Raw genomic sequence first — 21,078 nt, 5'->3', positions numbered from 1 at the left:
AACGATGAGGAGGTAATATGTTTTCTGTCGGTGATTATGTGCAACCGCGTAAAGGCGGCCCGAAACTGAAAGTGCTCGAAGTGAACGATGACAGCATTGTGGCGGTTCAGGCCAGCAATGAGCAAGGCGAGAAATATACGCTGAAAGCCGCCGATGTAGCGCCTTATACCGAAGAAGGCGATTTCGGCGTCTGCTGAACAGTCAGCCGGGCGGCGTGTTCCGCCCGGCTCATTCGTCAGATCAGAAAATCATCCAGTGATTTACCGTCTGCCAACGCGCTGGCGATAGGCTTCGGCGTGCGGCCCTGGCCGGTCCACGTTTTCTCTTCGCCGTTCTGGTCAATAAAGCGATATTTTGCTTCACGCGGCTTACGCTTTTTCGCTGGCTTACCCGTCTGCGCCAGTTCAGAACCCAGCAGGTCAGTCGGTGAAATACCATCAGCTTTCATCAGCTCCAGCAGGGCATTAATTTTTTCCTGCTGCTCAGCACGCTGCTGCTCTAATTCCGTCAGCTCGCTGCGTTTCTCTTCAGTAACGACCCTGACCTTTTCCAGCATTTCCTCAAGAACGTCCAGGGATAATTCACGCGCCATGGCGCGCAGGGTTCGGATATTATTAAGATTCTGTAACGTCAAAGACATATTATTTGGAAACCTTTTCTTTGGGGGGTAAATAGATAAATCGCCGACAGAATAATTCATTTGAGTTGAAATATCTACCCAAGGTTCCGTACGGGCATCAGTGTAAATATATCTAGAACTCACTATTAATAATAGCGCAAGGTGCTGACAGGACACCGATGAATCTAATCACTCCATTAATATAAATGGCCAACTTTAATCCAAATTACAGCATACTGCGCCGCTTCAGGTGGAGGATTCCTTACTTTCGCCACTAACGAAATCAACTCATTGATTTTAATGCGAAAATCATCAAAAAAGACAGATTATAACGATCGGAACAAAAAACGAACAACTTTAGAGAATTTTGTGGACAAAAGGCGATTAAATAAAAATTAATCACTAGTTGTTAGTTCAAACTCAGAGATATACGCTATACACGTCAAACAAACCAACCTAAAGCACTAACCGCTGAAGGAAAATCGTTTCTTTTGTGTTCTTCTCAAGGAGCTCAGACATGTTCTCGCCGCAATCTCGCCTGCGCCACGCGGTGGCGGATACTTTCGCGATGGTTGTTTACTGTTCCGTCGTGAACATGCTGATCGAAATATTCCTCTCCGGAATGTCCTTCGAGCAGTCGCTTTCTTCTCGTCTGGTGGCGATCCCGGTCAATATTATTATTGCATGGCCTTACGGTTTATACCGCGATGCGGTAATGCGTTTCGCGCGTCGTATCAGCCCAGCAGGCTGGGTGAAAAACCTGGCGGACGTTCTGGCGTATGTGACGTTCCAGTCGCCGGTTTACGTAGCCATTCTCCTGACAGTCGGTGCAGACTGGCACCAGATCGCTGCGGCGGTGAGTTCGAATATTGTTATTTCGATGTTGATGGGAGCCGTTTACGGCTATTTCCTCGACTACTGCCGCCGCCTGTTTAAGGTCAGCCAGTACAGCCAGGCAAAAGCGTGATGTGAAGCGACTGGCGCACGCCAGTCGCGGATTCACTGTACGTCGCCAAACAGTCCCTTCAAAAATCGCTCCAGCGCCATACGCGAACTGAAACCGTGCGGAATACCATAATGCTCATGCCGTTCACCGCCTAAATAGAGCGGAAATTGCTGATAATGATCGCAGGTTTTAATATCCGAGGCAGGCTCAGCAAATGACAAACTTCTGTCTTTCAGCGTCGGGTGAATAATGAGAGCGGTACGTCCCATTCTTGCTTCGCGATTAACATAAACATAATTCTCGCCGCGGCGATATCCATACGCTTTTGGCGTCACCTCATCCATGGTGAATCCCTCTTTTTCAAGAACGCGTGCCACCTCGTCAGGTCGTAAATACATATCTTTTCCTCGTTATCTTTTCCTGCCCGGCAACCTTACAGTATTCAGCAATAGCAGGGCTTTCAGAATAGTCCATAAACTGCCCGATAACGCGTGATGCGCTTCAGATATTAAATTTCTGAACTAAACTGAACGGGAACACAAAATTACGGAGGATCGTATGTTTAACAGACCGAACCGAAACGATATTAATGACGACGCTCAGGATATTCGTAATGATGTCAGCCAATTAGCGGACACGCTGGAAGAGGTGCTGAAGTCCTGGGGAAGTGACGCGAAGGACGAAGCGGATGCCGCAAAGCGTAAGGCTCAGTCTCTGCTCCGTGAAACTCGCGCCCGTATGAACGGACGTTCACGCGCCACGCAGGCTGCCTGCGATATGGCAAGCTGTGCTACGACCTTCGTGCGTGAAAAACCGCTATGTACTCTGGGAACCGTCGCAGCGGTCGGCATCTTCGTCGGTGCCCTGCTCAGCCTGCGTAAATAACCCCGCGTATTCTGCCCCGGTAGCCTCAGGCGCCGGGGCTTTTTATGCCCGTTAGCCTGAAAAACCCGAACAGCCTGCCCTGCCCCGCTGTGCTCATCACAGGGGCGATATTAATCTAAATTTCCCATATCTTGTATGGTTGAAACTTAAGATAACTACATCTAGTATTCCTTTTAGCAAGATACATACAACCCGACGCGATGATTCGCGCCGCACCCTCATTTTAAATGGAAATACGAATCATGAGCATTATTATTTACACTCGTAACGATTGTGTTCAGTGCCACGCGACAAAACGGGCAATGGAAAGCCGCGGCGTGGCGTTTGAAATGGTGAATGTTGACCAGGTCCCCGAGGCCGCAGATACCCTGCGCAAGCAGGGTTTTCGTCAGCTTCCGGTGGTGGTCGCCGGGGAGACAAGCTGGTCCGGCTTCCGCCCGGACATGATTAACCGCCTGAGCGCTCAGGCCACACGTGCATGAGCGGGCTGGTCTACTTCTCCAGCAGCTCGGAAAACACGCTCCGCTTTATTGAGCGCGTCGGGCTGCCTGCGGTGCGCATTCCGCTGAACGAGCGGGAGCGGATCCGGGTAGATGAACCTTACATACTGGTGGTGCCCAGCTATGGCGGCGGCGGCACGGCAGGAGCCGTGCCTCGCCAGGTGATCCGCTTTCTAAACGATCCTCACAACCGCGGGCTGATTCGCGGAGTGATCGCGGCGGGGAATCGCAATTTCGGCGATGCCTTCGGCCGCGCCGGGGATGTCATTTCTCAAAAATGCGGCGTGCCGTATCTCTATCGCTTTGAACTGATGGGGACGCAGCAGGACGTCGAAAATGTGCGTAAAGGAGTGAACGAATTTTGGCAACGACAACCGCAGAACGGGTAATGCAGGCGACGCCGGATTACCACGCATTAAACGCCATGCTTAACCTCTACGATCGGGAGGGGCGCATCCAGTTCGATAAAGATCGTGAGGCGGTGGACGCCTTTTTTGCCGCCCACGTGCGGCCCAACAGTGTGACGTTCGCGAGCCAGAATGAACGTCTCGACTATCTGGTTAAAGAAGGCTACTACGAAGAACGCGTGCTGACCCGCTACGACCGCGCCTTTGTGGTGACGCTGTTTGAACGCGCCCACGCCAGCGGCTTTCGTTTCCAGACCTTCCTCGGCGCGTGGAAGTATTACACCAGCTACACGCTGAAGACCTTTGACGGCAAGCGCTACTTAGAGAGCTTTGAAGATCGCGTGGTGATGGTGGCGCTGACGCTGGCGCAGGGTGATGAAGCGCTGGCGGAGCAGCTCGCCGACGAGATCCTCTCCGGACGCTTCCAGCCCGCCACGCCGACCTTCCTCAACTGCGGCAAAGCCCAGCGCGGCGAGCTGGTCTCCTGCTTCCTGCTGCGTATCGAAGACAATATGGAGTCGATTGGCCGCGCGGTGAACTCGGCGCTGCAGCTTTCCAAACGCGGCGGCGGCGTGGCGTTTCTGCTCTCGAACCTGCGTGAAGCGGGGGCGCCGATCAAGCGCATCGAAAACCAGTCCTCCGGCGTGATCCCGGTGATGAAGATGCTGGAAGATGCCTTCTCCTATGCCAACCAGCTTGGCGCACGCCAGGGCGCGGGGGCGGTTTACCTGCACGCGCACCACCCGGATATTCTGCGCTTTCTCGATACCAAGCGCGAAAACGCCGACGAAAAAATCCGCATCAAAACGCTGTCGCTCGGCGTGGTGATCCCGGATATCACTTTTAAGCTCGCCAAAGAGAATGCCGAGATGGCGCTTTTCTCGCCGTATGACGTTGAGCGAATCTACGGCAAAGCCTTTGGCGACGTGGCCATCAGCGAGCTGTACGACGAGCTGCTGGTCGACGATCGCATCCGCAAAAAAACCATCAATGCCCGCGATTTCTTCCAGACGCTTGCGGAGATCCAGTTTGAGTCCGGCTATCCGTACATCATGTACGAGGACACGGTGAACCGCGCAAACCCGATTGCCGGGCGCATCAACATGAGCAACCTGTGCTCGGAGATTTTGCAGGTCAACAGCGCGTCAGCCTACGACGAAAACCTGGACTACGCGGACATCGGCAAGGATATCTCCTGCAACCTCGGGTCGCTGAATATTGCCCACACCATGGATTCCCCCGACTTTGGCCGCACGGTGGAGACCGCCATCCGCGGGCTGACGGCGGTGTCGGACATGAGCCACATCCGCAGCGTACCGTCTATTGAAGCGGGCAACGCCGCGTCGCACGCCATCGGTCTGGGGCAGATGAACCTGCACGGCTATCTGGCGCGCGAAGGCATCGCCTACGGCAGTCCGGAAGGGCTGGATTTCACCAACCTCTATTTCTACACCATTACCTGGCACGCGCTGCACACCTCGATGATGCTGGCGCGCGAACGCAGCCAGCGATTCGCAGGCTTTGAACAGTCCCGTTACGCCAGCGGGGAATATTTCAGCCAGTATCTTGAAGGCGACTGGCAGCCGAAAACCGAAAAAGTACGCGAACTGTTTGCCCGCGCGGGGATTACCCTGCCGACGCGCGAGATGTGGCAGCAGCTGCGTGACGACGTGATGCGCCATGGTATCTATAACCAGAACCTGCAGGCGGTGCCGCCGACCGGATCGATTTCCTACATCAACCACGCCACGTCGAGCATTCACCCGATCGTGTCGAAAATTGAAATTCGCAAAGAAGGTAAAACCGGTCGCGTCTACTACCCTGCCCCGTTTATGACCAATGAGAACCTGGCGCTGTATCAGGACGCGTATGAGATCGGCCCGGAGAAAATCATCGATACCTACGCGGAGGCAACAAAACATGTGGATCAGGGGCTGTCGCTGACGCTGTTCTTCCCGGACACCGCCACCACGCGGGATATCAACAGAGCGCAAATCTACGCCTGGAAGAAAGGCATCAAAACGCTCTACTACATTCGCCTGCGCCAGCTTGCGCTGGAAGGCACCGAAATCGAAGGCTGCGTGTCCTGCGCGCTGTAAGGAGAAAGGATGAAACTGTCACGCGTGAGTGCCGTTAACTGGAACAAGATTCAGGACGATAAAGACCTGGAGGTGTGGAACCGCCTGACCAGCAACTTCTGGCTGCCGGAAAAGGTTCCGCTCTCCAACGATATTCCGGCCTGGCAAACGCTCGGCCACGCCGAACAGCAGCTGACGATCCGCGTCTTTACCGGCCTGACGCTGCTGGACACCATTCAGAATACCGTCGGTGCACCGGCTCTGATGAGCGACGCGCTGACGCCGCACGAAGAGGCGGTGATGTCGAACATCAGCTTTATGGAGGCGGTGCATGCCCGCTCCTACAGCTCGATTTTCTCGACCCTGTGCCAGACCAAAGACGTGGACGCAGCCTACGCCTGGAGTGAAGAGAGCGAGTCATTACAGAGAAAGGCAAAGCTGGTTCTGGAATATTACCGCGCCGACGAGCCGCTGAAGAAGAAGATCGCCAGCGTGTTCCTGGAATCTTTCCTCTTTTATTCCGGCTTCTGGCTGCCCATGTACTGGTCTAGCCGGGGCAAGCTCACCAACACCGCCGATTTGATTCGGCTCATCATTCGTGATGAAGCGGTGCACGGGTATTACATCGGCTATAAGTACCAGAAAGGGCTGGAGAAAGTCAGCGAGGCGAAGCGCGAGGAGCTTAAAGGCTTTGCGCTCGATTTGCTGATGGATCTGTACGACAACGAGCTGAGCTATACGGAGGAACTCTACGCCGGAACCGGCTGGGAGGACGACGTGAAGGCCTTCCTCTGCTACAACGCCAACAAGGCGCTGATGAACCTGGGCTACGACGCGCTGTTCCCGCCGGAGATGGCGGAGGTGAACCCGGCGATTCTGGCCGCGCTGTCGCCCAATGCCGACGAAAACCACGATTTCTTCTCGGGATCGGGCTCATCGTACGTGATGGGCAAAGCGGTGGAAACCGAGGATGAAGACTGGGATTTTTGATGAACGCTAACGTTCGTTAATTTAATATAAACCCAACAATTCCCACTCTAATATTTACAAAACAACTACACTGTAATTTCCACGTCATATTCGCCTGAATCATTCCGGTTCAGGCGAAATTTCACGATGCAGCAGCAAAAAATTGAGAAAAATTCAAATCGCCCTCAGCCCTTTATTCATGGGAAATTCAGCCGTTTCGCTTGCGTCAAAATTTTGCCTTCATCCCGACTCAGGGTTGTCTCAGATTCTCAGTATGTTAGGGTTATGCCCGTTAACAATTTACCATGGTAATCATATCGGCATAAACAAATAACAGGACACTCTCTATTGCATGGCAATTAAATTAGAAGTGAAAAATCTTTATAAAGTATTTGGCGAGCATCCGCAGCGCGCATTCAAATATATTGAGAAAGGCCTTACGAAAGAGCAAATTCTGGAAAAAACCGGGCTATCGCTTGGCGTTAAAGACGCCAGTCTGGCCATTGAAGAAGGCGAGATTTTTGTCATCATGGGATTATCCGGTTCGGGTAAATCCACTATGGTTCGCCTTCTCAATCGCCTGATTGAACCCACCCGCGGACAGGTGCTGATTGACGGCGTGGATATCGCCAGAATATCAGACGCAGAGCTTCGCGAGGTGCGCAGAAAGAAGATTGCAATGGTGTTCCAGTCATTCGCGCTGATGCCGCACATGACGGTGCTGGATAATACCGCTTTCGGCATGGAATTAGCCGGCACGCCGGCTCAGGAACGTGAGGAAAAAGCCCTTGATGCGCTGCGTCAGGTCGGGCTGGAAAATTATGCGCATGCGTATCCGGATGAACTTTCCGGCGGTATGCGTCAACGCGTAGGATTAGCCCGTGCATTAGCCATTAATCCAGACATATTATTAATGGATGAAGCCTTCTCTGCCCTCGATCCGTTAATTCGTACCGAGATGCAGGATGAGCTGGTAAAATTACAGGCTAAACATCAGCGAACTATTGTCTTTATTTCCCACGATCTGGATGAAGCCATGCGTATTGGCGACCGCATTGCCATTATGCAAAACGGTGAAGTGGTGCAGGTCGGCACGCCGGATGAAATTCTCAATAATCCGGCGAACGATTATGTCCGCACCTTCTTCCGCGGCGTGGATATTAGCCAGGTCTTTAGCGCCAAAGATATTGCCCGTCGAACGCCAAACGGCATTATCCGTAAAACGCCAGGCTTCGGCCCGCGCTCGGCGCTTAAGCTGCTGCAGGACGAAGACCGTGAATACGGATATCTGGTTGAACGCGGCAATAAATTTGTTGGCATTGTCTCCATCGACTCCCTGAAAACGGCTCTCACTGAGAACCAGGGAATCGATGCGGCGTTAATTGACGCTCCGCTTGCCGTGGACGCCGAAACGCCGCTCAGCGAGTTGCTCTCTCACGTAGGCCAGGCGCCGTGCGCCGTGCCGGTCGTCGGTGAGGAACAACAGTACGTCGGCATCATCTCAAAACGGATGCTGCTGCAGGCTTTAGATCGCGAGGGGGCAAACAATGACCGATCAATCTAACCCGTGGGGCGCCACTGAGGCAGCGGACAGCGCTGCGCAATCCACCGACGCGTGGGGTTCCACGCCCGCTCCTGCCGATGGCGGCGGCGCGGCAGACTGGCTGAACAGCGCACCCGCGCCTGCGCCAGAACATTTCAACATCATGGATCCGTTCCATAAAACGCTGATCCCGCTGGACAGCTGGGTCACAGAGGGGATCGACTGGGTGGTCACGCACTTCCGTCCGGTCTTCCAGGGGATCCGCGTCCCGGTGGATTACATCCTGAACGGCTTCCAGCAGCTGATGCTGGGCATGCCGGCGCCGGTGGCGATTATCCTGTTCTCCCTGATTGCCTGGCAGTTCGGTAGCGCGGGGATGGGGGTCGCCACGCTGATTTCGCTGATTGCCATCGGCGCGATTGGGGCGTGGTCGCAGGCGATGATCACCCTGGCGCTGGTACTGACCGCTCTGCTCTTCTGCATTGTCATCGGCCTGCCGATGGGGATCTGGCTGGCGCGCAGCCCGCGGGCGGCGAAGATTATTCGTCCGCTGCTGGATGCGATGCAGACCACCCCGGCGTTCGTCTATCTGGTGCCTATCGTAATGCTGTTCGGCATCGGCAACGTGCCGGGCGTGGTGGTGACTATTATCTTCGCCCTGCCGCCGATTATTCGTCTGACCATTCTGGGGATTAACCAGGTGCCTGCGGACCTGATCGAAGCGTCACGCTCGTTCGGTGCCAGCCCGCGCCAGATGCTGTTCAAAGTTCAGCTTCCGCTGGCGATGCCAACCATCATGGCGGGCGTTAACCAGACGCTGATGCTGGCCCTGTCTATGGTGGTGATCGCCTCGATGATCGCCGTTGGCGGTCTGGGCCAGATGGTGCTGCGCGGCATTGGCCGTCTCGACATGGGGCTGGCCACCGTCGGCGGCGTCGGCATTGTGATCCTCGCCATTATCCTTGACCGCCTGACCCAGGCCGTCGGCCGTGATTCACGCAGTCGCGGCAACCGTCGCTGGTATACCACCGGCCCTGTCGGGTTACTCACCCGCCCTTTCACGAAATCAAAATAAGGAACAACGATGCGACATAACGTACTTTTTGCCACAGCGTTTGCCACCCTTGTCTCCACCAGCGCGTTTGCGGCTGACCTGCCTGGCAAAGGCATTACCGTACAGCCGGTGCAGAGCACCATTTCGGAAGAGAGCTTCCAGACTCTGATCGTCAGCCGCGCGCTGGAGAAGCTGGGCTACACGGTTAACACGCCGAGCGAAGTGGACTACAACGTAGGCTACACGTCGATTGCCTCCGGTGACGCCACCTTTACCGCGGTGAACTGGCAGCCGCTGCACGACGACATGTATGCCGCCGCCGGTGGCGACAAGAAGTTCTACCGCGAAGGCACCTTCGTGACGGGCGCAGCGCAGGGATATCTGATCGACAAGAAAACCGCCGATAAGTACCACATCACCAACATTGAACAGCTGAAAGATCCAAAGATCGCCAAACTGTTTGACACCAACGGTGACGGCAAGGCCGACATGATGGGCTGCTCGCCGGGCTGGGGCTGTGAAGCGGTGATTAACCACCAGAACAAAGCTTTCGATCTGGCGAAAACGGTCGACGTGAGCCACGGCAACTATTCAGCGATGATGGCCGACACCATTGCCCGCTTCAAAGAGGGTAAACCGGTGATCTACTACACCTGGACGCCTTACTGGGTGAGCGACGTGCTGAAGCCGGGCAAAGACGTGGTGTGGCTGCAGGTGCCGTTCTCCTCCCTTCCGGGCGAGCAGAAGGATATCGACACCAAACTGCCGAACGGCATGAACTACGGCTTCCCGGTGAACACCATGCATATCGTGGCCAACAAAGCCTGGGCGGAGAAAAACCCGGCGGCGGCGAAGCTGTTCTCGGTAATGAAGCTGCCGCTGGCGGACATCAATGCCCAGAACGCGATGATGCATGCGGGCAAATCGTCTGAAGCGGATGTGAAAGGCCACGTCGACGGCTGGATCAAGGCCCACCAGCAGCAGTTTGACGGCTGGGTGAAAGAGGCGCTTGAAGCGCAGAAGTAAAACATTTTCCCTCGCCCCGGCTCTCTGCTAGCGTTCCCTCTCCCTGTGGGAGAGGGTTAGGGTGAGGGCACCAGACCGCACCATTCACCTAAACCGCACAATACATCACCCAACAATCCCCCACTATTTACAATCATTAGCTATTATGGTTTCCGGAAAAATAATCACTCAACTAACGATTCCTGAAACTAATGACAAAAACAACTCAAGGGCTTAGCCCCGCACTCATCCTTTTAATGTCCGTGGCAACGGGTCTGGCGGTCGCCAGCAACTATTACGCGCAGCCTCTTCTCGACACCATCGCCCGCGCGTTCAATCTCTCTGCCAGCTCCGCAGGCTTTATCGTTACCGCAGCACAGCTAGGCTATGCCGCCGGGCTGCTGTTCCTGGTGCCGCTCGGCGATATGTTTGAACGCCGAATGCTGATCGTCTCCATGACCCTGCTGGCCGCCGGTGGGATGCTGATCACCGCCAGCAGCCAGTCGCTGACGATGATGATCGTCGGAACCGCGCTTACGGGGCTGTTCTCCGTGGTGGCGCAAATCCTGGTCCCGCTCGCCGCAACCCTCGCCTCCCCGGAAAAACGCGGCAAGGTGGTGGGCACCATCATGAGCGGCCTGCTGCTGGGGATTTTGCTGGCGCGTACCGTTGCAGGGCTGCTGGCAAGCCTCGGCGGCTGGCGCACCGTATACTGGGTGGCGAGCGTGCTGATGGTCATCATGGCGCTGGCGCTGTGGCGCGGGCTGCCAAAAGTGAAGCAGGAAAACCACCTGAACTATCCTCAGCTGCTGGCCTCCGTTTTCAGCCTGTTTACGCAGGACAAGCTTCTGCGCACCCGCGCCCTGCTGGGCTGTTTCACCTTCGCTAACTTCAGCATTCTCTGGACGTCGATGGCGTTTCTGCTGGCCGCGCCGCCGTTCAACTATTCCGAAGGGGTGATTGGCCTGTTCGGCCTGGCCGGCGCCGCAGGCGCGCTGGGCGCACGCCCCGCTGGCGGGCTGGCCGACAAGGGCAAATCCCACCTGACCACCTCCGCAGGGCTGGTTTTACTTCTGCTCTCCTGGGCGGCGATCTGGTACGGACACATCTCGGTGCTGGCGCTGATTGTCGGTATCCTGGTGCTCGATCTCACCGTTCAGGGCGTTCACATCACCAATCAGACCGTCATCTATCGCGTGAAGCCAGAGGCGCGTAACCGCCTGACGGCCGGATACATGACCAGCTACTTCATCGGCGGCGCGGCGGGTTCGCTTATTTCAGCGTCGGCGTGGCAGCATGCGGGCTGGTCGGGGGTATGCGCGATCGGGGCCATCGTCGCTACCCTCAACCTGCTAGTATGGTGGCGCGGTTATCACCGTCAGGATGCAATTAACTAACATTTACATTGAGTTGGCCTCTTAGGGTGTTAAGAGGCCCTTCACTCTGTTAATGTAAACGTAATCATTTATCCCAGAAATTTTAATGTGGGTGACATATTTACAATTGGCATGAATAGTTCAGACCCCAGTCCTCACATCCTCTCTTCAGCGGGTTCACACCCAACGCTTTCTGTGCTCACCGGGTCACGGACTTACCCGGCGCTTTCTGATGGTGACATAAGTTTGGCGGATATAACCGCACAAATAATTCATTTACATTATTTGTCACTATCGTTACTATATCGGCTGCAATTAATGAGGTTATGCCCAAATGGATAGTTCGTTTACGCCCATTGAACAAATGCTTAAATTCCGCGCCAGTCGCCATGAGGACTTCCCGTATCAGGAAATTCTGCTGACTCGCCTGTGCATGCACATGCAGGGTAAGCTACTGGAAAACCGTAATAAAATGCTGAAAGCTCAAGGGATTAACGAGACGTTGTTTATGGCGTTGATTACGCTGGAGTCTCAGGAAAATCACAGCATTCAGCCTTCCGAACTGAGCTGCGCGCTGGGCTCCTCCCGTACCAATGCGACCCGTATTGCCGATGAACTCGAAAAGCGCGGCTGGATTGAGCGCCGTGAAAGCGACAACGATCGCCGCTGCCTGCATCTGCAACTGACCGATAAAGGTCACCAGTTCCTGCGCGAGGTGCTGCCACCTCAGCACAATTGCCTGCACAAACTCTGGTCTGCCCTCAGCACCGCCGAGCGCGACCAGCTTGAGCACATCACTCGCAAGCTGCTCACCCGTCTGGACCAGATGGATGAAGACGGCGCCGTTCTTGAGGCGCTGCGCTAACGCGACGACACGCTCACTATTCCAGATTCATAAGAAAACCGACAGGCCAGCACGTCACAGTGCTGGCCTTTCTGACAACAGGTCGGCTCAGCCGATGTGAAAATAAGAAGATCGTGGAGAACAACAATGAGCGCAAATGCGGAGAGCACTACCCCGCAGCAACCGGCCAACAAGAAAGGCAAACGTAAGAGCGCCCTTCTTCTGTTGACCTTGCTCTTTATCATTATTGCCGTGGCATATGGGATCTATTGGTTTTTAGTACTGCGTCATGCTGAAGAGACTGACGACGCGTACGTGGCAGGGAACCAGGTACAAATTATGGCGCAGGTGTCGGGCAGCGTGACGAAAGTCTGGGCTGACAATACCGACTTTGTGCAAAAAGGCGATGTGTTGGTGACCCTCGATCCAACCGACGCCCAGCAGGCGTTTGAAAAAGCACAGACCGCGCTGGCCTCCAGCGTCCGTCAGACCCGCCAACTGATGATCAACAGCAAACAGCTGCAGGCCAACATCGACGTGCAGAAAACGGCGCTGGCGCAGGCGCAGAGCGACCTGAACCGCCGCGTTCCGCTCGGCACCGCCAACCTGATTGGCCGTGAAGAGCTGCAGCACGCCCGCGACGCCGTTGCCAGCGCTCAGGCACAGCTGGATGTAGCCATTCAACAATACAACGCCAACCAGGCGATGGTGCTGGGCACCAGCCTGGAAAACCAGCCTGCCGTACAGCAGGCGGCGACCGAAGTGCGCAACGCGTGGCTTGCCCTGCAGCGTACCAAAATCGTCAGTCCGATGACCGGCTATGTCTCCCGTCGTTCAGTCCAGCCAGGGGCGCAGATTAGCCCAACCACGCCGCTGATGGCGGTCGTGCCGGCGGACAATCTGTGGGTAGACGCCAACTTTAAAGAGACGCAGCTTGCCCATATGCGTATCGGCCAGAGCGCGACGGTAGTCAGCGACATCTACGGCGATGACGTGAAGTACACCGGTAAAGTGGTCGGTCTGGACATGGGGACCGGCAGCGCTTTCTCCCTGCTGCCTGCGCAAAACGCCACCGGTAACTGGATCAAAGTGGTTCAGCGTCTGCCCGTGCGTATTGAGCTGGATGCCAAACAGCTGGCGGATCACCCGCTGCGTATTGGCCTCTCTACGCTGGTGACGGTCGACACCGCCAACCGCGACGGCCAGATCCTGGCAAGCCAGGTGCGCAGCAGCCCGGCTTATGAAAGTAACGCCCGTGAAATTAGCCTCGATCCGGTCAACAAGCTGATCGATGACATCGTGAAGGCAAACGCCGGTTAATCCGAAGGTGAGCGTTATGCAACAGCAAAAGCCGCAAAAACCGCTGGAAGGCGCGCAGCTGGTCATTATGACCATCGCGCTGTCGCTGGCGACATTCATGCAGGTGCTGGACTCCACCATCGCAAACGTGGCGATCCCGACTATCGCCGGTAACCTTGGCTCGTCGCTGAGCCAGGGGACCTGGGTCATTACCTCGTTTGGGGTGGCAAACGCCATCTCCATTCCGATTACCGGCTGGCTGGCAAAGCGCGTCGGTGAAGTGAAGCTGTTTCTCTGGTCGACGATATTGTTCGTTCTTGCCTCCTGGGCGTGCGGCATGTCCAGCAGCCTGACGATGCTGATTTTCTTCCGCGTCATTCAGGGGATCGTTGCCGGACCGCTGATTCCGCTGTCGCAGAGTTTACTGCTGAACAACTACCCGCCCGCCAAGCGCTCCATCGCGCTGGCGCTGTGGTCAATGACCGTGATTGTCGCGCCGATTTGCGGACCTATCTTAGGCGGCTATATCAGCGACAACTATCACTGGGGCTGGATCTTCTTCATCAACGTACCGATTGGCGCCATCGTGGTAATGATGACGCTCCAGTCGCTGCGCGGCAGAGAAACCCGGACGGAACAGCGGCGTATCGACGCCATTGGTTTGGCACTGCTGGTTGTCGGCATCGGTAGCCTGCAGGTCATGCTCGACCAGGGCAAAGAGCTGGACTGGTTCAACTCCAGGGAGATCATCATCCTGACGATTGTCGCGGTGGTGTCGCTGAGCTTCCTGATTGTCTGGGAGCTGACGGACGATAACCCGATAGTCGACCTGTCGCTGTTTAAGTCGCGAAACTTCACCATAGGCTGTCTGTGTATCAGCCTCGCCTACATGCTCTACTTCGGCGCGATTGTACTGCTGCCGCAGCTGTTGCAGGAGGTATACGGCTACACCGCAACCTGGGCAGGTTTAGCCTCGGCGCCGGTTGGATTGATTCCGGTTCTGCTGTCGCCGATTATTGGCCGCTTCGCCCACAAGCTCGACATGCGCCGGCTGGTGACGTTCAGCTTTATCATGTACGCCGTGTGCTTCTACTGGCGTGCGTATACGTTCGAACCGGGAATGGACTTTGGCGCGTCCGCGTGGCCGCAGTTTATTCAGGGCTTTGCCGTGGCGTGTTTCTTTATGCCACTGACCACCATCACGCTTTCCGGTTTACCGCCTGAGCGCATGGCGGCCGCATCGAGCCTGTCGAACTTTACGCGAACGCTGGCGGGCTCGATTGGTACGTCGATCACCACCACCCTGTGGACTAACCGTGAATCGATGCACCATGCCCAGTTGACCGAAGCGGTGAACCCGTTCAATCCGAACTCCAGGGAGATGTACAACCAGCTTCAGGGAATGGGTATGACGGAACAGCAGGCGTCCGGCTGGATCGCCCAGCAGATCACCAACCAGGGTCTGATTATCTCGGCCAACGAGATTTTCTGGATATCGGCGGGGATCTTTATCGTCCTGCTGGGGCTGGTGTGGTTTGCTAAACCACCGTTTGGCGCCGGTAGCGGCGGCGGTGGGGCGCACTAAATCGCGTTGTCCGGAACGCGACAGCGATTGTCAGTTTCGATAAAGCAGCGCTCCTGAAATCAATTCACGATAGTGAAAAGACAACAGGAGCGCATCATGCTGAACACACCCGCCGACAAGTACCAACCCTATCCGACCCTTTCCCTTCCCGACCGACGCTGGCCGGAGCGACGTATCACCCGCGCGCCGCGCTGGCTCTCAACCGACCTGCGCGACGGTAACCAGGCCCTTGCCGAGCCGATGGACAGCACCCGCAAGCTGCAGTTCTGGGATCTGCTGCTGGGCTGCGGATTCAAAGAAATTGAGGTGGCTTTCCCGTCCGCCTCGCAGACGGACTTCAACTTTGTTCGCCAGCTGATTGAAGAGAACCGCATCCCGGATGACGTCACGATTCAGGTATTAACCCAGGCGCGGGAAGATCTCATCCATCGCACTTTCGAATCCCTGCGCGGTGCGAAACAGGCCACCGTCCATCTGTATAACGCCACCGCCCCGCTGTTCCGCCGCCTGGTATTCGGCATGGAGAAAACGCAAGTCGTCGAGCTGGCGACGCGATCCACGCGGCTTATTCGTCAGCTTTGTGAAGAGAACCCAGACACCCGCTGGCAGTATCAGTATTCCCCGGAGACCTTCTGCTTTACCGAGCCGGAGTTTGCGCTGGAGATTTGTGAAGCCGTGGCGGAAATCTGGCAGCCGTGCGACGAACGCCCGATGGTGATCAACTTACCCGCAACCGTCGAAGTGAGCACGCCGAACGTCTATGCCGACCAGATCGAGTATTTCTGTCGCCACTTCAGCCGCCGCCGGGATGTCTGCATCAGCGTGCATCCGCATAACGACCGCGGTACCGGCGTTGCCTGCGCGGAGCTGGCCGTAATGGCGGGAGCTGACCGCGTGGAGGGCTGTCTGTTTGGTAACGGGGAACGTACGGGCAACGTCTGCCTGGTGACGCTGGCAATGAACCTCTACAGCCAGGGGGTTAGCCCGAATCTGGACTTTAGCGATATGAACCGGGTGGTGGAAGTGGTGGAAGCCTGCAACCAGCTGCCGGTGCATCCGCGCCACCCGTGGGCCGGACGACTGGCCTATACCGCCTTCTCCGGCTCGCACCAGGATGCGATCAAAAAAGGCTTTGATGCCCGCAGGCCTGGCGATCGCTGGGAGATGCCGTATCTGCCCGTCGATCCGCAGGATATTGGCTGCACCTACGAAGCGGTGATCCGCGTAAACAGCCAGTCAGGGAAAAGCGGCAGCGCGTGGCTCATCGAACAGAATCATGGTCTGAAATTACCTCGCGCCCTGCAGCAGGATTTCAGTCAGCACGTGCAGCAGGAAACCGATCGCCACGGAAAAGAGATGACGCAAAATGCGCTGTGGCAGCTGTTCCGCACCCGCTACGGCCTGGTCGCCACGCCGCAGTTTGCGTTGCAATCCTACCGCAGCGACAGCCAGCAGGACGGCCAGCTGCGTTTGACGGCAAGCATCGCTACGCAGGGGGGAACGCGTCAGCTGGAAGGTCAGGGTAACGGTCTGCTCTCCGCCGCCGCTCAGGGCTTAAGCCGCTGGGTCAACGCCCCGTTCGTGATTAAGGATTATCACGAGCATACGTTAGGCGAACGCAGCGACAGCCGCTCGGTGGCCTACATCCGCTGCCTGTTCCAGGACGGGAGCAGCCGCTGGGGCGTGGGCATCGACAGCGACGTGGCGCGCGCGTCGCTTCAGGCGCTCTTAAACGCCGTCAGTCGTTCTTAAAGTAATCGCTGGGGGAGATGCCCATCACCCGGCGAAACATGGCCGTAAAGGCGCTGTGGCTGCCGTACCCCAGATCCAGCGCCACGCGCAGTACCGGCTGGCCCTGCGCCAGCCGCACTAAGGCTTCCAGCAGGCGCGCCCTTCTCAGCCACTCGCCGTAGCTTAATCCCGTCTGCTGCTGAAAATGGCGGTTCAGGGTGCGCTCGCTCATGTTCATCATGCTCGCGGCCTGCGCGCCGCTCCAGCTCTCCCCCGCGTTTTGCCGGATTAGCAGACACAGGTGGCGTAACGCCTCGCTTTCCGGCTCCGGCAGGTGAAACGGCAGCACCGGCATAGTGCGGATTTCATCGAGAATGAGTTCATAAACGCGTTCATCCCGGCTGCCGGGCGAGTACGATTCAGGTAAAGCAAGAGAGACGAGGATCAGCTCGCGCAACAGCGGCGCGATCTGCACGATCTGGCAGGTGGCCGGGAGATCGGCCCGCGCCAGCGGATCGATGAACAGCGTTCGCGCCGCCACGTTGCCGGTGATGCGAAGCGAGTGGCGAGTGCCCGCCGGCAGCCAGACGCCGCGGCCAGGCGGTACCACCCAGCAGCCCGAGACGGTATCTACCCGTACCACGCCGCTCAGGATGTGCAACAGCTGCGCGCAGTCGTGCTCATGCCACGGCTCGCTGTCACCATGAACGTAATCATGGGCGAACGGAACGAGGGGACGATGGGTAAAGGAGAACGTTGAGGTTGTGGTCATGGGGTTAAACCACCCTCACCCTACCCTCTCCCGGAGGGAGAGGGAAAAGGTGCACTAGATGTGCAGTTCCTGCAGTTTTTCTTTTGGCAGGGCCAGCTCTTCGTTGCTGTTCACGCGAACATCACGCTCAATGATGTGACGCGCGATTTCCTGCGCTTCTTCCAGAGAGTGCATCTGGTAAGTACCGCACTGGTAAACGTTCAGCTCAGGGATCTGGTTCTGCTCTTTCACCTTCAGCACGTCTTCCATCGCCGCTTTCCACGCATCAGCGACGCGTTTCTCTTCCGGCTGGCCAATCAGGCTCATGTAGAAACCGGTACGGCAGCCCATAGGGGAGATGTCGATGATCTCAACGCCGTTGCCGTTCAGATGGTCACGCATGAAACCGGCGAACAGGTGTTCCAGGGTATGAATGCCTTTCTCTGGCATCACTTCTTTATTTGGCACGCAGAAACGCAGATCGAAGACGGTGATCGTGTCGCCGTGCGGGGTGTGCATGGTCTTCGCCACGCGTACTGCAGGTGCTTCCATACGGGTATGGTCGACAGTAAAGCTATCTAATAACGGCATACGTCACCTCCGACAGTGATTTTTTTTAAAATAAACTGAACTCTTCTACAGAATGCACGTCTGAGTATATGAAAGACGCGCATTTGTTATCATCATCCCTGAATTCAGAGATGTATATTTTGGCCACAGCGATGTGGCCTTTTTCTTTTCTGCTTAAGACTGCTTCGCCAGAAACGTCTCAAACGACTCGGTATCCGCCGCTTCAACCTCTTTCTGACGCACCACGGACGCATCGCGTTCCGCGGCAAAATCTGCTTCGCTCAGCACTTCTAACGGCTCCTGCATCAGCATCTCACGATACTCCGCTGAGAGTGAACGCCCCGTGCCGCCAATGCCCTGATCGATCATAGAACGCAGAATACGCGCTGAGAACGTCAGTTCCGGATTATCAAAACATTCCACCAGCTGGTCGCAGATCTGTTGATACGCGTCGCCGCCGTCAATGCTGTCCATTGTGCGGGCAACACGCTTCAGATCGCGGAACAGATCTTTGCCGACTTTGGTCAGCGGGAACTGTGCCGTTTCGCAGCCGATACCCAACGTCAGGCCCGGCTTACGCCCTTCCAGAATCACGCGATTCCAGTTTGTACGGGTACAGAGCAGTTCGTCTGAACTCATTTCCGGCGCATCCGCCAGCACGCACCAGACCATAAACAGATCCAGGAAGCGAATCTGCTGCTCATCAACGCCAATCGGTGAGAATGGGTTGATATCCAGCGAACGCACTTCAATGTATTCGATCCCGCCGCGCTGCAGCGCATCCGACGGGGTTTCACCGCTGCGCGTTACGCGTTTAGGACGAATAGGCGCATACAGCTCGTTTTCAATCTGCAGCACATTGCTGTTGATTTGCAGGCGCTTGCCGTCTTTTTCGAGGCCGATTTTCTCGTACTCTTCCGACGGGGTTTTGATCGCCCGCTTCAATCCTGCCACATATTCGTGCAATTCGTTAAACGTAATACCGAGATTGCTTTGCGATTTATTGGTATAACCGAGATCGCTCAGGCGCAGAGAGGTGGCGTACGGGAGATAGTACATTCCGCACTCGGTCTTCTCGAACGGCAGCGTGGTCGGTTTCCCCTGCAGGAACGAAGAACAGATCGCCGGGGAGGCACCAAACAGATACGGGATCACCCAGCCGAAACGGTAATAGTTGCGGATCAGGCGGAAGTAGCCTTCAGAGATCGCGTCTTTATCCGTTTCACCGCATTTCGCCTGCCAGAATGCCATTGGCAGCGAGAAGTTGTAATGCACGCCCGAGATCGTCTGCATCAACGCGCCGTAGCGGTTTTTCAGCCCTTCGCGATAGAGCGTTTTCAGCCGACCGATATTTGACGTGCCGTACTGCGCCAGCTCAATCTTCTGGCCCTGCTCGATATAGCACGGCATGCTGAGGGGCCACATACGTTCGTCGCCCATGTTGCGCGCGGTGTAGCGATGGATATCGCGCATGATCGTCAGCATATGATCAATATCACCCTCTACTGGCGTGATGAACTCCAGCAGTGCCTCAGCGAAATCGGTTGTGATCCATTTATGTGTTAGCGCCGAGCCTAACGCCTTCGGGTGACCCGTCGTCGCTAAGCTACCGTCCGCGTTAACGCGCAGCGTTTCACGCTCAAGACCACGCTGAATACCCTTCAATGCCTGAGGGTGGTTTTCCAGCCAGGCCAGCGCCTGAGATACGTCCGGGATCAAATTGACCTCCCGCCTGTCAAAGTAATGTTACTCAGCATAATTGTAATGGTTGACGATTGAAGGTCGCGTATTCATTCCACCAATTAGTGCCACCACGTCATACCCTGCAGTGTTGCCCACGCCACGAGAACATAGCGCAACGCCTTGCCAAGGCACAAAAAAAAGAGCACCGGTCCCCAGGAGATGCGCATCCATCCCGCCAGCAGACACAGTAAATCGCCTATTACAGGCATCCAGCTTAATAACAGCGTGGCAGCGCCATAGCGTTTTAGCCAGCCGACTGCCTTTTCCTGCCAGCGCGATTTTTCGCGCAGCGGAAAGAAACGCCCAAGAATAACGTTAGTCAGCCCTCCAAGGCTATTACCCATTGTTGCTATTAATACAAGCAGCCAGGGCTGACTCACGCCGGACAACAGCATCGCCACCAGCACCACTTCCGAATTTCCCGGTAACAGCGTGGCGCTTAAAAAACTGCTGGCGAATAATGAAGCAAGTGACAGCGCGTCACTCACAGTAAGCGCACATCCACCGCATCCATTCCGGCATCACGCGCGGCCTGAATGCCGAAATCGGCGTCTTCAAAAACGACACATTTTGCCGCCGGGACGCCCATTAATTCTGCGCAAAGCAGGAAGGTGTCCGGTGCGGGCTTGTGATGTTTAACATGATCGGCGGCGACCACGGCAGAAAAATAGTGGCGCAGGCCAAGATGATTAAGCAAAGCTTCTGCAATCGAGCTTTCACTGCCTGTTCCTACCGACATCGGGCGGCGCCCGTGCCACTCTTTTACCACATCAATCAGCGGCAGAGGGCGTACGGTATCTAAAAGCATGGCTTTTACCGCATCGGTTTTTTCGCGCGCGAGCAGATGCGGGTCGAGATCGGCCTGATTCAGTTCAATCACGGCCTGCGCAATACGCCAGGTGGGGGATCCGTTGAGGGCAATCATCGCCTGAAGATCGAAACGCATGCCGTAACGGCCCAGGACGTCAGTCCAGGCTTGACGATGCGTGGGTTCGGTATCCAGGAGAGTGCCGTCCATATCGAAGATCAAACCGTCATACTGTGCGTACATCGTGCTCTCGCTAAACGATTAACAAAGCATTACTTTATCGTAAATGGTGATTTTTGTCGCTGATTGCGAAGTGATAACTAGGAGAGTGATTAAGAACTAAACATCGAAGGGAATAACAGAAG

General features: G+C 56.0%; 22 protein-coding genes. 15 read left to right on the top strand and 7 right to left on the bottom strand.

Annotated elements, in window-relative coordinates; genetic code table 11:
- The first annotated feature begins 17 nt into the window (after positions 1-17).
- Positions 18-197, top strand: a complete 180-nt coding sequence (locus tag DEO48_RS06755; RefSeq protein WP_109844706.1) for a hypothetical protein — start codon at positions 18-20, stop codon at positions 195-197.
- 38 nt (positions 198-235) lie between these two features.
- Here the strand turns inward: DEO48_RS06755 and stpA are convergent, their stop codons facing one another.
- Positions 236-640: a DNA-binding protein StpA gene (stpA, locus tag DEO48_RS06750; RefSeq protein WP_032660403.1), complete on the bottom strand. Its 405-nt coding sequence runs from the start codon at positions 638-640 to the stop codon at positions 236-238.
- Positions 641-1,136: 496 nt separating this feature from the next.
- Between stpA and alaE the strand changes: the two genes are divergently transcribed.
- Entirely contained in the window at positions 1,137-1,586 is a 450-nt protein-coding gene (alaE, locus tag DEO48_RS06745; protein ID WP_008502567.1) for an L-alanine exporter AlaE, read from the top strand.
- Positions 1,587-1,618: 32 nt separating this feature from the next.
- Here the strand turns inward: alaE and DEO48_RS06740 are convergent, their stop codons facing one another.
- Positions 1,619-1,963, bottom strand: a complete 345-nt coding sequence (locus DEO48_RS06740) for a DUF2002 family protein (RefSeq protein WP_023308923.1) — start codon at positions 1,961-1,963, stop codon at positions 1,619-1,621.
- A gap of 160 nt (positions 1,964-2,123) precedes the next feature.
- Between DEO48_RS06740 and DEO48_RS06735 the strand changes: the two genes are divergently transcribed.
- The 13 genes from DEO48_RS06735 (at position 2,124) to leuA (ending at position 16,862) form a co-directional block, all read left to right on the top strand.
- On the top strand, positions 2,124-2,450 hold the full coding sequence (locus DEO48_RS06735; RefSeq protein ID WP_023308924.1) for a DUF883 domain-containing protein: 327 nt from the start codon (positions 2,124-2,126) through the stop codon (positions 2,448-2,450).
- 242 nt (positions 2,451-2,692) lie between these two features.
- Positions 2,693-2,932 carry a glutaredoxin-like protein NrdH gene (gene nrdH / locus DEO48_RS06730; RefSeq protein ID WP_023308925.1) on the top strand — a complete coding sequence of 80 codons (240 nt, stop codon included), beginning with the start codon at positions 2,693-2,695 and terminating at the stop codon, positions 2,930-2,932.
- Positions 2,929-3,339 carry a class Ib ribonucleoside-diphosphate reductase assembly flavoprotein NrdI gene (nrdI, locus tag DEO48_RS06725; RefSeq protein ID WP_023308926.1) on the top strand — a complete coding sequence of 137 codons (411 nt, stop codon included), beginning with the start codon at positions 2,929-2,931 and terminating at the stop codon, positions 3,337-3,339. Before nrdH ends, nrdI begins: the two co-directional genes overlap by 4 nt.
- The gene (gene nrdE / locus DEO48_RS06720) at positions 3,312-5,456 is read left to right on the top strand and encodes a class 1b ribonucleoside-diphosphate reductase subunit alpha (protein WP_109844705.1); all 2,145 of its coding nucleotides are present in this window, start codon (positions 3,312-3,314) and stop codon (positions 5,454-5,456) included. Before nrdI ends, nrdE begins: the two co-directional genes overlap by 28 nt.
- A 9-nt stretch (positions 5,457-5,465) precedes the next feature.
- Entirely contained in the window at positions 5,466-6,425 is a 960-nt protein-coding gene (gene nrdF / locus DEO48_RS06715) for a class 1b ribonucleoside-diphosphate reductase subunit beta (RefSeq protein WP_109844704.1), read from the top strand.
- A 331-nt stretch (positions 6,426-6,756) separates the two neighbouring features.
- A complete protein-coding gene (proV, locus tag DEO48_RS06710) occupies positions 6,757-7,968 on the top strand; it encodes a glycine betaine/L-proline ABC transporter ATP-binding protein ProV (RefSeq protein ID WP_109844703.1) in 1,212 nt (403 codons plus the stop codon).
- Positions 7,952-9,022, top strand: coding sequence for a glycine betaine/L-proline ABC transporter permease ProW (gene proW / locus DEO48_RS06705; RefSeq protein ID WP_109844702.1), 1,071 nt, complete (start codon positions 7,952-7,954; stop codon positions 9,020-9,022). Before proV ends, proW begins: the two co-directional genes overlap by 17 nt.
- Positions 9,023-9,031: 9 nt before the next feature.
- Positions 9,032-10,027: a glycine betaine/L-proline ABC transporter substrate-binding protein ProX gene (gene proX / locus DEO48_RS06700; RefSeq protein WP_023308931.1), complete on the top strand. Its 996-nt coding sequence runs from the start codon at positions 9,032-9,034 to the stop codon at positions 10,025-10,027.
- 191 nt (positions 10,028-10,218) lie between these two features.
- On the top strand, positions 10,219-11,403 hold the full coding sequence (locus DEO48_RS06695) for an MFS transporter (protein ID WP_029742048.1): 1,185 nt from the start codon (positions 10,219-10,221) through the stop codon (positions 11,401-11,403).
- Between the two features lie 313 nt (positions 11,404-11,716).
- On the top strand, positions 11,717-12,247 hold the full coding sequence (gene mprA / locus DEO48_RS06690; protein ID WP_023308933.1) for a transcriptional repressor MprA: 531 nt from the start codon (positions 11,717-11,719) through the stop codon (positions 12,245-12,247).
- Positions 12,248-12,373: 126 nt separating this feature from the next.
- Positions 12,374-13,546 carry a multidrug efflux MFS transporter periplasmic adaptor subunit EmrA gene (gene emrA, locus DEO48_RS06685; protein WP_023308934.1) on the top strand — a complete coding sequence of 391 codons (1,173 nt, stop codon included), beginning with the start codon at positions 12,374-12,376 and terminating at the stop codon, positions 13,544-13,546.
- 16 nt (positions 13,547-13,562) lie between these two features.
- Entirely contained in the window at positions 13,563-15,110 is a 1,548-nt protein-coding gene (emrB, locus tag DEO48_RS06680) for a multidrug efflux MFS transporter permease subunit EmrB (protein WP_109844701.1), read from the top strand.
- A 96-nt stretch (positions 15,111-15,206) separates the two neighbouring features.
- Positions 15,207-16,862 (top strand): 2-isopropylmalate synthase, encoded by a 1,656-nt coding sequence (gene leuA, locus DEO48_RS06675; protein ID WP_109844700.1) that lies wholly within the window; start codon positions 15,207-15,209, stop codon positions 16,860-16,862.
- Here the strand turns inward: leuA and DEO48_RS06670 are convergent.
- The 5 genes from DEO48_RS06670 to yqaB all read right to left on the bottom strand — a co-directional run bounded on the left by DEO48_RS06670 (position 16,849) and on the right by yqaB (position 20,956).
- Complete coding sequence (locus tag DEO48_RS06670) at positions 16,849-17,613, bottom strand: helix-turn-helix domain-containing protein (protein WP_109844699.1); 765 nt, start codon at positions 17,611-17,613, stop codon at positions 16,849-16,851. The genes leuA and DEO48_RS06670 overlap by 14 nt on opposite strands.
- Positions 17,614-17,667: 54 nt before the next feature.
- Positions 17,668-18,183, bottom strand: coding sequence for an S-ribosylhomocysteine lyase (gene luxS, locus DEO48_RS06665; protein WP_008499539.1), 516 nt, complete (start codon positions 18,181-18,183; stop codon positions 17,668-17,670).
- Between the two features lie 153 nt (positions 18,184-18,336).
- Positions 18,337-19,881: a glutamate--cysteine ligase gene (gshA, locus tag DEO48_RS06660; protein WP_109844698.1), complete on the bottom strand. Its 1,545-nt coding sequence runs from the start codon at positions 19,879-19,881 to the stop codon at positions 18,337-18,339.
- An 83-nt stretch (positions 19,882-19,964) separates the two neighbouring features.
- Positions 19,965-20,393 (bottom strand): YqaA family protein, encoded by a 429-nt coding sequence (locus tag DEO48_RS06655; protein ID WP_008499541.1) that lies wholly within the window; start codon positions 20,391-20,393, stop codon positions 19,965-19,967.
- Positions 20,390-20,956, bottom strand: a complete 567-nt coding sequence (yqaB, locus tag DEO48_RS06650) for a fructose-1-phosphate/6-phosphogluconate phosphatase (RefSeq protein WP_023308940.1) — start codon at positions 20,954-20,956, stop codon at positions 20,390-20,392. The genes DEO48_RS06655 and yqaB overlap by 4 nt, the downstream gene beginning before the upstream one ends.
- Positions 20,957-21,078: the final 122 nt, after the last annotated feature.

Origin of the sequence: Enterobacter sp. CGMCC 5087 (assembly GCF_003144775.1) — a bacterium.
GTDB lineage: Bacteria > Pseudomonadota > Gammaproteobacteria > Enterobacterales > Enterobacteriaceae > Enterobacter > Enterobacter cloacae_M.
This window is presented reverse-complemented; position numbering and strand designations above follow the sequence as displayed.